The organism is Sphingomonas pituitosa NBRC 102491, assembly GCF_001598435.1.
Classification (GTDB): domain Bacteria; phylum Pseudomonadota; class Alphaproteobacteria; order Sphingomonadales; family Sphingomonadaceae; genus Sphingomonas; species Sphingomonas pituitosa.
The window spans coordinates 31,064-45,657 of the sequence record NZ_BCYY01000006.1 but is presented as its reverse complement, the minus strand read 5'-3'; the positions used below and the strand labels follow the sequence as shown (position 1 = coordinate 45,657).

Below are 14,594 nucleotides of genomic sequence, written 5' to 3'. Positions count from 1 at the left end.
GCGCGCCCGCGTGACGAGCCAGCCCATCCCCCACCCGCCGGAGCCGGCGGGCACCCCCGCCACCGGCCGCGTGCTGATCGTCGACGATTCCGTCGTCGCCCGCTCGGTGCTGAGCCGGATGATCGAGGGTACGCGGCGCTTCCGCGTCGCGGCTGCGCTGAGCGAGGCGCGGGCTGCGCTCGACTATCTCGCCCGCGAGACGGTGGACATCATCCTGCTCGACATCGCCATGCCCGGCATCGACGGCCTCACCGCGCTGCCCGACGTGGTCGCCGCGGGCAAGGGCGCGAAGGTGCTGATCGTCTCCTCCTCGGCCGACGAAGGTGCGGCGACGACGCTGCAGGCTCTGGCATTGGGTGCGGCCGATACGCTGGTGAAGCCGGGCGTGGGCGCGTTTGGCGGCCGCTTTGCCGAGGTGCTGGAAGAGCGGCTGGCGAAGCTGTTCGACATGCCGGGCGATCCCGTCGCCGCGTGCACGGCCGCACCGTCGCAAAGGCCGGTGAGCGCGAGCGCGAGCGTACAGCTCGATCCCTTCCACATCGTCGCGATCGGCGCATCGACGGGGGGCATCCATGCGCTCAGTCAGCTGTTCCGCCAGATTCCCGCAGCCTTCCAGCTGCCGATCCTGGTGACCCAGCATCTGCCGCCCAGTTTCATGAGCTATTTCGCCACCCAGCTCGCCGTGCTCGGCAGCCGGCCCTGCGATGTCGCGACCGATCGGATGCGGATCCGCCCCGGGCGGATCGTCATCGCGCCGGGCGAGGCGCATCTGAAGGTCGTGCGCACCTCGGAGGGGGCGGCGATTCGGCTGAGCACCGAATGGGTGCGCAGCGGCTGCATGCCCTCGGTGGACCCGATGTTCGACAGTATCGCCGAGGTGTTCGGCGCGCGCGCGCTGGGCGTGGTGCTGAGCGGCATGGGCCGCGATGGCTGCGACGGTGCCGGGCGACTGGTGGAGGCCGGCGCCAAGGTGCTGGTGCAGGACCAGGCGACCTCGGTCGTGTGGGGCATGCCCGGTGCGGTGGCGACGGCAGGGCGCGCGAGCGCGGTGCTGCCGCCGGAAGAGATTGGCCGGCTGATCAGCCGGGGAGGGGCGCGATGATCGAGAATATGGCGCCCAGCGGCGGGGCGATGCAACTGATCGGCGCGCTGCTCGAACAGCGCACGGGCCAGCAGATCGCCGCCAATCGCGCCTGGCGGATCGAGACGGCGCTGAAGCCGGTGCTACGCGAGCGCGGGCTGCCGAGCCTCGATGCGCTCGTCGGGCAGTTGCTGGGGGCGCGGTCCGGCGAACTCGCCGATCAGGTGGTGGACGTGCTGCTCAACCAGGAAACCAGCTTCTTCCGCGACGTTGCGGTGCTCGAACAGATCGCGGCGGCCGCGGTGGCGATGCAGGCGGAGGTCGGCAACCGCCGACTGCGCATCTGGTCTGCCGGCTGCTCGACCGGGCAGGAGCCGCTGTCGCTGGCGATGCTGTTCGCCGAAAAAGCCGCAGCCTTCCCGATGCCCCCGGAGATCGTGGCGAGCGACGTGTCCACCGCCGCGCTCGCCCGCGCCAGGGCCGGCCGCTATTCGCAGTTCGAGATCCAGCGCGGCCTGCCGGTGCGCCGGATGGTCGAGTGGTTCGACAGCGAGGGCGGCGAGTGGGTTGCCCGGCAGGAGTTGGTGCGCCGCATCCAGTTCCGCCAGCAGAACCTCACCGCCGACGTGCCGCCGCCGGGCAAGTTCGACATCATCCTGTGCCGCAACGTGATGCTCTATTTCTCGCTGCCGCTGCGCCGCCAGGTGTTCGACCGGCTGGCGACCGCGATCCAGCCGGGCGGGCTGCTGGTGCTGGGGGCGGGGGAGACGGTGATCGGGCTGACCGAGCATTTCACGCCCAGCGAGGCCTTTCGCGGCTTCTACCGCACTGCCGAGGCCGAGCCGGCGCCGCTCGCCGCGGCGGGCTGATCGCGGCGGATTGCCAGCGGCGACACGCGCAGTAGAAGAATGCATGACCAGCGGACTGGATATCCTCGACGCACCCTCGCCCAATCACGGCGAACGCCTGTCCCCCGTTTCGATGATCGTGCTGCATTACACGGGCATGGAGAGCGGCGAGGCGGCGCTGGCGCGGTTGCGCGATCCTGAGGCGCAGGTTTCGGCGCACTATCTGGTGGAGGAGGATGGCCGGATCTTTCGCCTGGTCGGCGAGGACAAGCGGGCCTGGCACGCCGGCCGGGCGCACTGGCGGGGCATCGACGATGTCAACTCGGCGTCGATCGGCATCGAGATCGTCAACCCCGGCCATGAATTCGGCTATCGTCCGTTCACGCCCGAACAAATGGGTTCGCTGATCCCGCTGGTCGCGGACATCAAGGAACGCCACGGTATCACCCGCGGCAATGTCGTCGGCCATTCGGACGTGGCGCCGGCGCGCAAGCAGGATCCGGGCGAGCTGTTCAACTGGCACGCGCTGGCCCGACTGCGCCTGGCGCTGCCGCGGCCGACGCGAAACCTGGTCGATCCCGGCTGGCCGGACGGAGGCTTCATGCTGGCGCTGGAGCGGTTCGGCTATGACGTGACCGACCCCGTGGCGGCGGTCACCGCGTTCCAGCGCCGGTTCCGGCCCGAAATGATCGACGGCGAGATCGACATGGAATGCCGCTGCATCCTGCTCGCGCTGCTGCTGCCGCGTCCGCAGGGCGACGACTGAGCCGAATCGCTCTCCGGTAACCATGATTGGTTACGGAAGTATAAGCAGATTCTGGTGAGGTGCCCGCCGGAGGTACTATCGGTGAGCATGTCGATTCGCGGTGGAGCCGCCCCGTTAGGGCCGGTGCATGTCCGGCTGACGGGATTGGTGCGTGGCGACGAGAAGGGGCCGGGCATCGGTATCGTCAACGCGCCCACGGCCGCCGAGGCCACGGCCGAACTCCACCGCGTGGCGCGCGTCGCGGGTGCCGACAAGGTGGTGAGCGTCGCGGCGGACTATCGGCGTGCCGCGCTCGCCGGCGGGACGACCAGCACGCAGTGGCGCATCGAGGTCCAGGCCTGGGGCACCGCGATGGCGCCCGTGAAGATCGAACCGAGCGACGACGTCGAGCGCAAGCGCGATCCCGAGGCCGCAAAGGCCAAGGATCAGGACGCGGCGAAGAAGACCGACGAAGCGCGGGATGCGCAGGACGACGCCTCGCAGGCGAAGGCGGAGAGCACCACCGCGGCGGAACAGGCGGCGGCACAGCAGGCCGATGCGGCCGCACCCCCGCAGACGAGCACCGATACCGGCAGCACCATGGACAGCGCGACGCCGCCGCCCGCGTCTTCCCCATCCCCGGATCGCTGAACCGCTTGCGCCCGGGCGCGGGAAGCCGCTAGAGCGGCCCCGCCAGAGGGTCGGGCGGCCGCCGCTTGCTTGCGAAAGCAGGGGGAGGAAAGTCCGGGCTCCACGGAACGACGGTGGCGGGTAATGCCCGCCGGGGGTGACCCCAGGGAAAGTGCCACAGAGAGCAGACCGCCCACTGCCTCGGTTCGCCGAGGTAAGGGCAAGGGTGAAAGGGTGCGGCAAGAGCGCACCGCGCGACCGGTAACGGAAGCGGCTTGGTAAACCCCACCGGGAGCAAGACCGAATAGGGACGGCACATGCGCCTCGTTCCGGCGCGTCGTCCGGGTTGGTTGCTGGAGCGGCGGAGCAATCCGTCGCCTAGAGGAATGGTCGCCTATCCCCTTCGGGGGTGGACAGAACCCGGCTTACAGACCCTCTGGCATTTCTTCTCGCGCGCGGGGCTCTGGCCTTTGGGCAGCCCCGCGCCTATCTGGGCGGGCTATGGCGCGACACACGCGATCGATGGACTGGGGCTTTCCCCGCTGGCGCGAATACGGCTCCGAGCGCGAGGCCGCGCGCGTGCGCCTCTGCGACCGCGACGGCTGCGAGCGGCCCGGCGATCGGCCGGCGCCCAAATCCCCCAACAATCCCGAACGCTGGTATTTCTGCGAGGAACATGCCGCGGAATACAATCGCAACTGGGACTATTTCGCCGGGCTGACCGCGGAAGAGGCGGCGCAGCGCGAAGCGAACGAACGGCGCACGGCGAACGGCTATGCCCATTCGGCTACCAACAGTTGGGCAGGGCCGGGCGACGGCAGCCGCTCGCGCGACGAGATGAAGGCGCTGGAAGTGCTGGAGCTCGAGGTCGATGCGAGCTTCGAGGCGGTGCGCGGCGCCTGGCGCCGGCTCGCCAAGGAATATCATCCGGATGTGCGGCCGAACGACGCCGCCGCGGCCAAGCAGTTCCAGGCGATCCAGGCGGCGTACGACGTGCTCAAGACCGCCGAGGACCGGCGCCAGTGGAAGCCGCAATGACGCAGCTGGTCGCCTCCAACTGGGGCAATGCGGTGCTGGTGTGCGGGAAATGCTCGAAGAAGCTCGGCGGCGGGTTCGGGCCGAAGGGCAAGACCTCGCTTGCCAAGGCGCTGCGCAAGCAGTTCGGGCTCGGCAAGGGCCGCAAGGCCGAGGTCGGCGTGGTCGAGACCAAGTGTCTGGGCGTGTGCCCCGGCGGCGCGGTGACGGTGGTCAACGGCGCGCAGGCGCGCGAATGGCTGATCGTGAAGAAGGGTGCGGACCTCGAAGAGGTCGGCCGCGAGCTGGGGCTTTCCTGACCCGCGCGCGAAGGGGGCGTGCCCTCTCCAGCCTCCCATCGTCATTCCCGCGAAGGCGGGAATCCATTCGCCCGTGCGCTGGGGAAAAGAGCCGTGCCTTCAGCGCCAATGGATCCCCGCCTTCGCGGGGATGACGATATGATTTGCTGACGCTTACGCGTACCGCGCCGCCGTGTCGCGGATCAGGGCGATCATGTTGGGGATGCCCTGGGTACGATTCGAGCTCAGCTGGTTCTTCAGGTCGAACGGCGCCAGCGCGGCTTCGATATCGGTCGCGAGGATCTCGACTGGGCTTCGGTCCTGCACCGTCTGCAGCACCAGCGCGATGATGCCCTTGGTGATCGCCGCGTTCGAATCCGCCAGGAAGTGGAGCCGGCCGTCCTCCAGGCGGGTGGGATAGACCCACACCGAGGCCGAGCAGCCGCGCACCAGCGTCGCATCGGTCTTGAGCGGGTCGGGCATCGGCTCGAGCGCCTTGCCGAGATCGATCAGCAAGCGATAGCGATCGTCGGCGTCGAGAAACCCGTATTCTTCCTGGAGATCGGCGAGGCTGGTCATGGGCACCGCGCTAGACGGGTGTCGCGCGATTTTCCAGCCTCGCGGTTACTTGGTCGCGCCTGCGCCGTAGCGCAGGCCCAGCCGGGGGCGGGGTGTCCGCTCCGGCGCCGGGGCGGGCTTCGGCTCCGCCGCCGGCGGGGTGGTCTGGCTCACAGGTCCACCCCGGCGGCGATCGCTTCCAGCTTGCGGATGCGTTCCTTGAGGTCGGCCAGCTCGATCCGCGAGGCGGGGCTGGGCATCGTCGCGGTCGGCTCCGGACGGCGGAGTTCCACCAGCTCGCGGTGCTTCAGCGCCAGCCAGCCGCGCCAGCCGGACAGCGCCGCGGCGGTGATCATGCCCAGGCCGGCCAGGCCCGAAACGGCGAGGGTGATGGTGAGTTGCGGGTCGCTGGTCATGGGGTTCGCTCCCAGAAACATGGCTTAGATCCGGTTCTTGTCGCGCAGCTTCTCGATCTCATGGTCGAGCCGCAGGCTGTTTTCGTTGTCGGTGATCACGCGCTCCAGCACCTGGACGCGCTCCTTGAGGGCGCGGATATCGTCGCGCAGCCGCTCGGCCTCGAGCTTTTCGCCCGGGTCGCGGGTCGCAAGACCTTCCAGCTGGCCGTGCCGGCCCTTCACGACGCCGTAGCGCGCCTGGAGGACCTTGCCGATCGTGATCACGACGATGATGGCCACGACCATTTCGAACGGGTTCATTGCACCTTACTCCCCTAATCGGCGCACGCGGCGCCTCAGTTCCCTGCCTGCGGTACCTCGGCGGCGCGGAGGGCGCGGCGGCGGGGGCGATCGCGGCTTTCGGCGAGGGCAATAGCTCCCCCGCACAGTGCGGCAAGCACTGCGAGCATGATAATCATCGAAATTTCCTTGCTTCAGGTGAGGGTGGGAGGCGCCGTTCAGTTCAGCGGTGCATCCCGGAGCTTTTCGATTTCGTCCGCCAGGCCCATGCCGCGATCGGTAATGATCCGTTCGAGCACCTGGACGCGTTGTTCCAGGCGTTCGGTCTGCGCGGCGTACTGGGCTGCCTTTTCGGCGGCGAGCCCGGCCTCGATCTCCATGCGGCGTTCCCACAGCTTGAACAGCGGGCGGATGAAGACACCGCCGATGATCGCCACAAGGCCGCAGCTGATGCCGAGGATCGGAATGAGGAGGGGGGAAAGCATGGTTCGCGTTCCTTCAGTTCGAGCGGCCGCGCAGGGCTTCGATCTCGCGATCGAGCTGGTGCGCGCCGTCGGTCACGATGCGTTCGACATTGGCCAGCCGGTCCTTCATCGAGCCGATCTCGGCGCGGAGCTGGGCATTTTCCTGGCTGAGCAGCTTGATCCGCTCGATCGCCTCGTCGTTGCGCTGCGGATAGACCGCCTTGCCCCAGCTGTTCTCCAGCGGGTAGCCGTTCTTGACGCGGAGCCAGGTGGTGAACAGCCAGCCGACGACGGTGGCAAATCCCATGGCGATGCCCGAAAGGATGATCCAGGGCATGTAGGGGGCGAGGGCTACTTCGATCATCGGTCGTCTCCTCGAATTCAGCGCAGCGCGTCGATGGCGCGGGCGGTGCGCTCGGCGGGATCGGTGGCGATCCGCTCGAGCACGGCGATCCGGTTTTCCAGCCGGGTGATCTGGCCTGCGAGCCGTTCGTTATCGGCTGCGAGCAGGTCGATCTTCCGGTGCGTGTCGGGATCGATCTTGTGGATGTTCTCGCCGTGATCGTCGCTGATCGAATAGCCGTGCTTGGCGCGGATCCAGTTGTTGACCAGCCATCCCAGCGTGGAGATCGCCACCAGCGCTACCACAAATTCGGGACCACCCCAGTTCATCGTGCCTCTCCCTGTTGACCGCCTGCGCCTCAGCGCAGGCTGTCGATCTCGTCGGCGAGCCGGGTGTTGCGGCTCGTGTAGTACATCTCGATGTCGGCGAGCCGGCGATCGATGTCGCGGAACTTCGAGCGGACCTCCGAGGTCGAGCGCTTGGGGCTCGACCGCACGCCCTGCCAGAAGCGTTCGTCTTCCGGCGTGTCGTAGAGGCCCGCGGGCTTGGGGTTGGCGATCCAGGCGATCACGAAATACCCCAAGGCTACCCAGCCGGTGGCGACGGTGAGCAGCACGGTGGCCACTCGCACCCAGGTCACGTCGATCCCGGTGTAATCCGCCAGGCCGGCGCAGACGCCCATGAACTTGCCGTTCTGCTTGTCGAGGTAGAATTTGGTGCGAGCGGACATCTCAGTTCCTCCGTGAAGGATCGTAGGGGGCCGGTTCAGGGCGTTGCGCCGAGTGCGGCCGATAGTCGGGATTGTCGGCGGCGATGATGCGTTCGACCGTCATCAGCCGGTCTTCGAGCATGCGCGCCGTGCGGTACAGGTCGTCGAGCAGGTTCTCGTCTTCTCGGGTCATCGTCCCTGCCTGCTTCCACTTCGTCACATAGTGGAAGACGATCCAGGGCAGTCCGAGGAAGAGGATGGCGCAGACGAAGACCGGGATGAGGATGTCTTCCACCGATTACGCTCCCTTGTTCAGCCGTGCCTTCAGCGCCTCGAGTTCGGCATCGACCTTCTCCGACGAACGGAGCTCGGCAATTTCCTCTTCGAGCGTCTTCGGGTTGCCGCCCAGGCCCATCGCATCGGCCCGACCTTCGGCCAGATCGACGCGACGTTCCAGGATGTCGAACCGCGAGAAGGCGTCCTGCATCTTCGACCCGTTGGTCATTTCCCGCAAGCGGGCGCGGTTGTTGGCGCTTTCCAGGCGGGCGACGATCGAGTTCTGGCGAACGCGGGCCTCGCGCAGCTTGTTCTGCAGCTTGTTGATGTCCTCTTCCGAGGCACGGAGCGCTTCGTCGAGCACCGCGATCTCCTGCTGCAGCTGGTCGCACATGTCGGCGGCCTTCTGCCGTTCGACCAGCGCGGCCTTGGCGAGGTCCTCGCGGTCCTTCGACAGCGCCAGCTCGGCCTTCTCGGTCCAGCTCTCCTGAAGCTTTTCCAGCTTGGCGATGTGGCGGCGCATTTCCTTCTGGTCGGCGATCGTGCGCGCCGCACTGGCGCGAACCTCGACCAGCGTTTCCTCCATCTCGAGGATGATCATGCGGACCATCTTCGCCGGATCTTCGGCCTTGTCGAGCAGGTCGGTAACGTTGGCGGCGATGATGTCGCGGGTTCGCGAGAAGATACCCATGATATTGCGCTCCTTCGTATGTTCTTTTGGGGGTGCCGCCGGAAGGGATGGGGGCCCTTCCGGCGGCCCCGGCACGGCGAGGGAACGTCGTGCCGGGGAGACCTCGTGTGCCCGCCTCAGGCGATCGCCGGGGCCACCGCGCCGGCGGTGAGAACCACGCTGGCGAGGAAGGCGAAGGAAACCGCCACGAAGGCGTTGCGGAGGGTGTGGATCTGGTTGGTCATGATCGTGTTCCTGAACCTTGGTAGGTTGAAGTTTGTGCCCGTCATCGGGCTTGCCTCCATCTTTGCAGGAGGCGTGCCAATTTCCGGAAATGGCGGAAAACCGCCGTTCTTGAATCGACTACAATTGTAGTCTGATAAATTGCGCTTGCTAACAGTTGGGAAAATTCGCCAAGCTTGGGGAATGGAGCGGACTACCCAGGTCATCGGCCAATCCTCGGCCTTTCTCGACGCGCTGGAACGCGCCAGCCGGGCGGCTGCGCTGGACCGGCCGGTGCTGGTGATCGGCGAGCGCGGTACGGGCAAGGAGCTGGTCGCCGAGCGTCTTCACCGCCTGAGCCCGCGCTGGGACCAGCCGCTGGTGACGATGAACTGCGCCGCACTGCCCGAGACGCTGATCGAGGCCGAGCTGTTCGGGCACGAGGCAGGTGCCTTCACCGGCGCCACCAAGGCGCGCACCGGCCGGTTCGAGGAAGCCGATGGCGGCACCCTGTTCCTCGACGAGCTCGGCACCTTGTCGATGGGCGCGCAGGAGCGGCTGCTGCGCGCGGTAGAATATGGCGAGATCACGCGGATCGGTTCCTCGCGGCCGGTGCGGGTGGACGTGCGCATCGTCGCGGCGACCAACGAGCATCTGCCGCACCGGGTGGAAAAGGGCACGTTCCGCGCCGATCTGCTCGACCGGCTCTGCTTCGAGGTAGTGACGTTGCCGCCGCTACGTCACCGCGACGGCGACGTCGAAGTGCTGGCGGACTTCTACGGCCGCCGCATGGCCTCCGAACTCGGCTGGCAGGCGTGGCCGGGCTGGGGCCCGCACGCGCTGGATACGCTGCTTTCCTATGACTGGCCGGGCAATGTCCGTGAGCTGCGCAACGTGGTGGAGCGCGCCGTCTATCGCTGGGAGCAGGGCGGGCCGATCGACCGGATCGAGATCGACCCCTTCGCTTCGCCCTATCGCCCCCGCCCGATGGCTTCGTCGATGAGCCCGATCGAGAAGCCCGCCGAAGCGGCGGCACTGCCCGGGCCGGCGCCCGCGCCTGCGGCACCCGAGCCTGCGGAGCTGGGCGGCGACTTCAAGACACGGGTTTCGCGCTTCGAGAAGCAGCTCCTGTCGCAGGCGCTGGCGGAGCATCGCTTCAACCAGCGCGCCACCGCGGAAGCCTTGGGGCTGACGTACGACCAGCTGCGCCATGCGCTGCGGCGGCACGACCTGTTGGGGGCCGGCGGGTAGTTATTGCGATACGTTCGCAATATTATTGCGATCGTTTAGCAATAAGGCGCTTGGATCACTCGGTGAATGCCTGTGCGGCAATGAAGTCCGCCACCTGCTTTCCCTGCGGCGTCTCCGGCCGGATGAGGTTGCGATGGTCGGCGCCGCCGGGCGCAAGCTTCACCACCGTATCGCCCGACGCGAGCGCGGACTGCACATAGGCGCCCATCTGCACCCAGGGGCCCTCCACGATCAGCTGGTGGGTGCCGAGCGGCAGGTGATTCTCCGGGCTGGCCAGCGCATAGGCGTCCGCTTTGTCGGCCGGGGTGCCGCCCATGAACGGCACGATGGCGGGTTTCCCGCAGATCGCCGCGTCGCGCGTCGCCCAGGGGATCAGCGTGCCCACGCCATCGATCGCGACGACCGTGGCCGGCTTCACCGTCATCGCCCCGGCGATCGGGCTCTCCAGCTTCGGCCGGGAGGCGATCCACAGCGCCAGATGCGCGCCCGCGTCATGGCCGATCACTGCCGTGCGTCGCAGGTCCAGCGCCACGTCCGGGATGCCCGCCAGGCTGGTGAGATAATCCGTCGCGGCGCCTACGTCCTCCAGGGTGCCGGGGTAGCCGCCGCCGGAATCGCCGACGCGTCGATACTCGATGTTCCAGGTCGCGATGCCGCGCGCCGTCAAGGCGGCGGCAAGCGGGGCGGTGTCGTTCAGGTCACCCCCGCGCGCGCTCCAGCATCCGCCATGGATCACCACCGCCACGGGAAAGGGGCCGGTGCCGTTCGGAATGCGCAATTCGCCCCTCTGGCTCGGATGCTTGCCATAGCGGATGGTGAGGAGCCTTTGCGCCGGCTCGCCCGGGGCCGCGCGGGCATCGCTCCGCGCAAGGGCCGGGACGGCAAGAGCGGCGAGCATCAGCAGTGTCAAAGCGCGCAGCATCGGAACCTCCTGTCTTGGTGCAGCGCGGCTGCGTGATGGCGCGCGTGCCTTAGTGCATCGATCCGCTTCTTGCGATCGCCGCTTTTCCTTTCGAAACCGCAGCGTCCCATGGTAGATTCCTTCCATGGTCGCACGCGCGCCCGACGACCGCATCAAGCAGTCGCGGCCCGCATCATCCTGGTCACCGGGAGGTGAGTATGCGCGCCTTTTTCCTGTTGCCGTCGTTGCTTGCACTGTGCTTGCCGGGGTTTGTCACCGCCCAGCAACTTCCAGCCCTGGGGGCGGACCGCACGAAAGTCTCCGTCTCGGGACTTTCCTCCGGCGCCTTCATGGCGGTGCAATATTCCGTTGCCTGGTCGAGCGAGGTGATGGGTGTGGGCGTCGTCGCGGGCGGGCTGTACAATTGCGGTGCCGTGTTTCGCGCGGCGGGCGCCAAGCCGTTTTGCATGGACCAGCCCTGGTCCCCGGCGCGGAGCTGGGATGCGGTGACGGGATTCGCGCGCGACCGGGTGATCGATCCGGTGGCGAACATCGCCAGGCAGCGTGTCTATCTGTTCAGCGGCAGCAGGGATTCGGTCGTGGTGCCGGCGGTGATGCGGTCGGTGCGGGCATTCTACACGCTGGCCGGGGTGCCGCGCGCGGCACTGCGCTATGTCGACACGGTGCCGGCGAGCCATGCGTTCGTTTCCGCCACCATCGTCGGCGGCGGGTGCGGCGACACGACGACCAGCTTCGTCGTTTCGTGCATCGATCGTGGTATTCGCTACGATCAGCCCTATGCGATCCTGAACCATATCTATGGGCTTAAGGCGCACCCGCCGGCGATCCTGTCCGCCGCGCCGGTCCGGTTCGATCAGCGCCTGTACCGGGGGCGCCCGGCGATGCTGGCGGATAGCGGTTATGTCTTCGTGCCCGAGGCGTGTCGGGAGCGGGGGGCCGCGTGCGCGGTGCACGTGGTGTTCCATGGCTGCCTGCAGAGCGCCGACACGCTGAGCAGCGACATCATCTATTCGCGGCTGGGCTATAACGGCTGGGCGGACAGCAACCGGATCATCATGCTCTATCCGCAGGTCGACAAGACGACGATGATGGAGGGCAATCCGTTCGGCTGCTGGGACTGGTGGGGCTATAGCGAGCCGTTCGGCTTCCAGCTGCGGCACGGCCTGCAGATCGATGCGGTGCGGCGGATGGTGGCGCGGCTGGAGCAGCAGCCCTGAACGGAACTCCGGCCGGTGACATGATCGAACCTTGCCGACGTGCCGGGCGCCTCTTGGCGGTCACCCGCCGGTGATACGCTCGTCGAACGCGGCCCGCGCCGCCTCGATCCGTTCCAGATTTGCCGCGGCCCACAGCCACACGCCGCAGAACGCCTCCCCCAGGCTCGCGCCGAGATCGGTGAGCCGATAATCGACGCGCGGCGGGATCACCGGGTGGATGGTGCGGATCACCAGGCCGTCGCGCTCCATCTGGCGCAGCGTCTGGGTGAGCATCTTCTGGCTGATGCCGGGCACGGCCTTGCCGATCTGCGTGAAGCGCATCTCGCCCTGCTCGATCAGCGTCTCGAGGATCAGCATCGTCCATTTGTCGGCGACGCGGCCGATGACGTCGGTGACCAGCGCCTCGACGCGGGGGTCGAGCTCGGCAGGGCAGGGCTTGGCGGGGGTGGGAAGGGCGGCCATGGGCTCACTCTCTTTCGGGTGCGTATAAATCTTTCGGGTGCCTACTTTCGTTCGGAGCCTAGCGGCGTACATCGCCGCCAGCAATCAGCACTGGAGAGTTCGATGAAGACCAGCGGCAACACCATCCTGATCACCGGCGGCGGCTCGGGCATCGGCGAGGCGCTCGCACACCGTTTCCACGACGCGGGCAACACCGTGATCGTCGCGGGGCGGCGGCTTGAGGCGCTGGAGGCAGCGTGCGCGGGCCGCGCCAACATGCATGCGATGACGCTCGATGTGGAAAGTGCGGACGGCGTGGAGGACTTCGCCGCGCGGCTGCTCGCGGCGCATCCGGCGCTCAACGTGCTGATCAACAACGCCGGGATCCTGCGCTACGAGCCGCTCGATACGCGCCGGGACCTGACCGATGCGGAAGCGACGGTCACCACCAACCTGCTCGGCCCCATCCGCCTGATCGACGCGCTGATCGAGCATCTGGTGGCGACGCCCGATGCGGCGATCGTCAACGTGACGTCCGGCCTGGCGTTCGTGCCACTGGTGAGTGCGCCGACCTACAACGCCACCAAGGCGGCGATGCACAGCTACACCGTGTCGCTGCGCGCGGTGCTGGACGGGCGGGTGGAAGTGATCGAACTGGCACCGCCGGCGGTGCAGACCGAACTCACCCCGGGGCAGAGCCAGCGGCCGGGCTACCAGCCGCTCGACGACTTCGCCGACGAGGTGATGGCGCTGTTCGGGGAAGCCCCGACGCCGCAGGAAATCCTGGTCGAGCGGGTGAAGCCGCTCCGCAATGCCGAGCGCGAGGGGCAGTTTGACGAGGTGCTCGCGCACCTGACTGCGATGGCGACGGCGCACGCGGGGTGAGACCCCTGGATCCTTTCCGTACCGGGGAGGATCGGACAGCAAAACGGCCGGGGATCGCTCCCCGGCCGTTTGCTTTGTCCGGATGGGCCGTCGCGGGATTTATCCCGCGACGTCGGACGCGGCGGGGCCGCGCCGGCCGGCCTTCGCCGTCTCAGGGCGAGCGGGGCTCGCCCTGTGCGGCTCAGGCGAACAGCTTCGCCCAGCCGCGCTTGGCGCGGTCCTTCCAGTGGCCGCGATGGTACGCGTCGCTGGCCAGCAGCGGCATCACCGAACCGGCTTCCGCGAACACCATCTGCTCGATGCCGGTGTTCACCTTGCCCCAGCTGGCGGCTTCCTGCAGCGTCGAGGACGAGCAGGCGCCGTCGCGCACGTCGGCAACGGTGATCTGCACCGCATACTTGTGCACTTCCACGTCCTCATGGCCGAGGATTTCGGCGCAGACGACGGTGTCCTGGATGAAGTTCTTCGGCACGCCGCCGCCGATCATCAGCAGGCCGGTGGTGCCCGCCTGGATCTTGATCTCGGTCAGCTCGCGGAAGTCCGCGACCGCGTCGATCATCAGATAGGGCTTGCCGGCCTTCATCTGGTCGACCTGGTGCTTGACGAGGCCGAAGCCGGCCGAGCTGTCGACGAACGCCGGGCAGAAGATCGGCACGTCATGCTCATAGGCGAGCTTGACGAGGCTGTTTTCCTTCTTGCCGTGCTCCGACAGATACTTGCCCATCTCGCGGATGAACGCGCGGCTCGAATAGGCGCGCGGCTCCAGCTCGTTCGCGATCTTGTTGATCGTGAAGTCGCAGTCCTGGAGCTGCTCCTCGTCGATGTACGTGTCGTAGATGCGGTCGATATAGAGCGAGCGCAGCGTGTCGTCGTCGGGGATCTCAAGCGCCTGAAAGTGCTTGTGGCCCAGGCCCTCGAAGAAATCCATGTCGACGATGGTGGCGCCGGTGGCGACGATCACGTCGACCATGTTGTTGCGCACCAGATCGGCATAGAGGTCCATGCAGCCGCCGGCCGAGGTCGAGCCCGCGATCACCAGGCAGACCGTGCAGTCCTTGTCGGCCAGCATGTCGTTGTAGATCTTGGTCGCGCGGCCGAGGTCGCGGCTGGTGAAGCTCATATCGGCCATCGCGTCGACGATCGGGCGTGCGTCGAAGCTCTTGATGTCGATATGCTTGACCTGCTTCGAGAGCAGTTCGGCCTTGCGGTTGTCGTTGATCGGGGCGTTGGCCGCCGCGGTCTTGGTGAGGCTGTCGGTCATGGGAACTCCCATTTTCACATGGCCGCCGTCATTCAAAGGGGACGCGGAAACCCATAAATTGGC

At 67.4% G+C, this 14,594-nt stretch carries 21 protein-coding genes and 1 other RNA gene; 10 read left to right on the top strand and 12 right to left on the bottom strand.

Annotated features, from left to right (window positions below):
- The first annotated feature begins 10 nt into the window (after window positions 1-10).
- The 7 genes from cheB to SPI01S_RS07195 all read left to right on the top strand — a co-directional run bounded on the left by cheB (window position 11) and on the right by SPI01S_RS07195 (window position 4,638).
- The gene (cheB, locus tag SPI01S_RS07225; protein WP_084253306.1) at window positions 11-1,102 is read left to right on the top strand and encodes a chemotaxis-specific protein-glutamate methyltransferase CheB; all 1,092 of its coding nucleotides are present in this window, start codon (window positions 11-13) and stop codon (window positions 1,100-1,102) included.
- Window positions 1,099-1,950: a CheR family methyltransferase gene (locus tag SPI01S_RS07220; RefSeq protein WP_245653501.1), complete on the top strand. Its 852-nt coding sequence runs from the start codon at window positions 1,099-1,101 to the stop codon at window positions 1,948-1,950. Before cheB ends, SPI01S_RS07220 begins: the two co-directional genes overlap by 4 nt.
- A gap of 43 nt (window positions 1,951-1,993) precedes the next feature.
- The gene (locus SPI01S_RS07215) at window positions 1,994-2,695 is read left to right on the top strand and encodes an N-acetylmuramoyl-L-alanine amidase (protein ID WP_066720384.1); all 702 of its coding nucleotides are present in this window, start codon (window positions 1,994-1,996) and stop codon (window positions 2,693-2,695) included.
- A gap of 87 nt (window positions 2,696-2,782) precedes the next feature.
- On the top strand, window positions 2,783-3,325 hold the full coding sequence (locus SPI01S_RS07210) for a hypothetical protein (RefSeq protein ID WP_245653511.1): 543 nt from the start codon (window positions 2,783-2,785) through the stop codon (window positions 3,323-3,325).
- A gap of 42 nt (window positions 3,326-3,367) precedes the next feature.
- Window positions 3,368-3,748: RNase P RNA component class A (gene rnpB, locus SPI01S_RS07205), an RNA gene on the top strand.
- Between the two features lie 57 nt (window positions 3,749-3,805).
- Window positions 3,806-4,342: a J domain-containing protein gene (locus tag SPI01S_RS07200; RefSeq protein ID WP_066720381.1), complete on the top strand. Its 537-nt coding sequence runs from the start codon at window positions 3,806-3,808 to the stop codon at window positions 4,340-4,342.
- Window positions 4,339-4,638 (top strand): hypothetical protein, encoded by a 300-nt coding sequence (locus SPI01S_RS07195; protein ID WP_066720378.1) that lies wholly within the window; start codon window positions 4,339-4,341, stop codon window positions 4,636-4,638. The genes SPI01S_RS07200 and SPI01S_RS07195 overlap by 4 nt, the downstream gene beginning before the upstream one ends.
- Window positions 4,639-4,791: 153 nt before the next feature.
- On the opposite strand, the gene SPI01S_RS07190 is transcribed toward SPI01S_RS07195, so the two are convergent.
- The 9 genes from SPI01S_RS07190 to pspA all read right to left on the bottom strand — a co-directional run bounded on the left by SPI01S_RS07190 (window position 4,792) and on the right by pspA (window position 8,353).
- Entirely contained in the window at window positions 4,792-5,196 is a 405-nt protein-coding gene (locus SPI01S_RS07190) for a SufE family protein (RefSeq protein ID WP_066720377.1), read from the bottom strand.
- 149 nt (window positions 5,197-5,345) lie between these two features.
- Window positions 5,346-5,591 (bottom strand): hypothetical protein, encoded by a 246-nt coding sequence (locus tag SPI01S_RS07185; RefSeq protein ID WP_066720375.1) that lies wholly within the window; start codon window positions 5,589-5,591, stop codon window positions 5,346-5,348.
- A gap of 24 nt (window positions 5,592-5,615) precedes the next feature.
- Window positions 5,616-5,891, bottom strand: coding sequence for a hypothetical protein (locus SPI01S_RS07180; protein ID WP_066720372.1), 276 nt, complete (start codon window positions 5,889-5,891; stop codon window positions 5,616-5,618).
- A gap of 197 nt (window positions 5,892-6,088) precedes the next feature.
- The gene (locus tag SPI01S_RS07175; RefSeq protein WP_066720370.1) at window positions 6,089-6,355 is read right to left on the bottom strand and encodes a hypothetical protein; all 267 of its coding nucleotides are present in this window, start codon (window positions 6,353-6,355) and stop codon (window positions 6,089-6,091) included.
- A 13-nt stretch (window positions 6,356-6,368) separates the two neighbouring features.
- Complete coding sequence (locus tag SPI01S_RS07170; RefSeq protein ID WP_066720367.1) at window positions 6,369-6,698, bottom strand: hypothetical protein; 330 nt, start codon at window positions 6,696-6,698, stop codon at window positions 6,369-6,371.
- Window positions 6,699-6,715: 17 nt separating this feature from the next.
- Window positions 6,716-7,006, bottom strand: a complete 291-nt coding sequence (locus SPI01S_RS07165) for a hypothetical protein (protein ID WP_066720363.1) — start codon at window positions 7,004-7,006, stop codon at window positions 6,716-6,718.
- Window positions 7,007-7,035: 29 nt separating this feature from the next.
- Window positions 7,036-7,407 (bottom strand): envelope stress response membrane protein PspC, encoded by a 372-nt coding sequence (gene pspC, locus SPI01S_RS07160; protein WP_066720360.1) that lies wholly within the window; start codon window positions 7,405-7,407, stop codon window positions 7,036-7,038.
- Window position 7,408: 1 nt separating this feature from the next.
- Window positions 7,409-7,681, bottom strand: coding sequence for an envelope stress response membrane protein PspB (gene pspB, locus SPI01S_RS07155; protein ID WP_066720357.1), 273 nt, complete (start codon window positions 7,679-7,681; stop codon window positions 7,409-7,411).
- A gap of 3 nt (window positions 7,682-7,684) precedes the next feature.
- Window positions 7,685-8,353, bottom strand: coding sequence for a phage shock protein PspA (gene pspA / locus SPI01S_RS07150; RefSeq protein WP_066720355.1), 669 nt, complete (start codon window positions 8,351-8,353; stop codon window positions 7,685-7,687).
- 405 nt (window positions 8,354-8,758) lie between these two features.
- Between pspA and pspF the strand changes: the two genes are divergently transcribed.
- A complete protein-coding gene (gene pspF, locus SPI01S_RS07145; RefSeq protein WP_066720352.1) occupies window positions 8,759-9,805 on the top strand; it encodes a phage shock protein operon transcriptional activator in 1,047 nt (348 codons plus the stop codon).
- A gap of 55 nt (window positions 9,806-9,860) precedes the next feature.
- Here the strand turns inward: pspF and SPI01S_RS07140 are convergent, their stop codons facing one another.
- Window positions 9,861-10,727, bottom strand: a complete 867-nt coding sequence (locus SPI01S_RS07140; RefSeq protein ID WP_066720349.1) for an alpha/beta hydrolase — start codon at window positions 10,725-10,727, stop codon at window positions 9,861-9,863.
- A gap of 197 nt (window positions 10,728-10,924) precedes the next feature.
- Here SPI01S_RS07140 and SPI01S_RS07135 point away from each other — a divergent pair, with 197 nt between their 5' ends.
- Entirely contained in the window at window positions 10,925-11,944 is a 1,020-nt protein-coding gene (locus tag SPI01S_RS07135; RefSeq protein ID WP_157084592.1) for an extracellular catalytic domain type 2 short-chain-length polyhydroxyalkanoate depolymerase, read from the top strand.
- A gap of 60 nt (window positions 11,945-12,004) precedes the next feature.
- Here SPI01S_RS07135 and SPI01S_RS07130 read toward each other — a convergent pair whose 3' ends face one another.
- A complete protein-coding gene (locus SPI01S_RS07130; protein WP_066720345.1) occupies window positions 12,005-12,406 on the bottom strand; it encodes a winged helix-turn-helix transcriptional regulator in 402 nt (133 codons plus the stop codon).
- Between the two features lie 102 nt (window positions 12,407-12,508).
- Here SPI01S_RS07130 and SPI01S_RS07125 point away from each other — a divergent pair, with 102 nt between their 5' ends.
- On the top strand, window positions 12,509-13,270 hold the full coding sequence (locus SPI01S_RS07125) for an SDR family oxidoreductase (protein ID WP_066720343.1): 762 nt from the start codon (window positions 12,509-12,511) through the stop codon (window positions 13,268-13,270).
- A gap of 181 nt (window positions 13,271-13,451) precedes the next feature.
- On the opposite strand, the gene SPI01S_RS07120 is transcribed toward SPI01S_RS07125, so the two are convergent.
- On the bottom strand, window positions 13,452-14,531 hold the full coding sequence (locus SPI01S_RS07120) for a 1,9-bis(guanidino)-5-aza-nonane synthase (RefSeq protein WP_066720336.1): 1,080 nt from the start codon (window positions 14,529-14,531) through the stop codon (window positions 13,452-13,454).
- Between the last annotated feature and the right edge of the window lie 63 nt (window positions 14,532-14,594).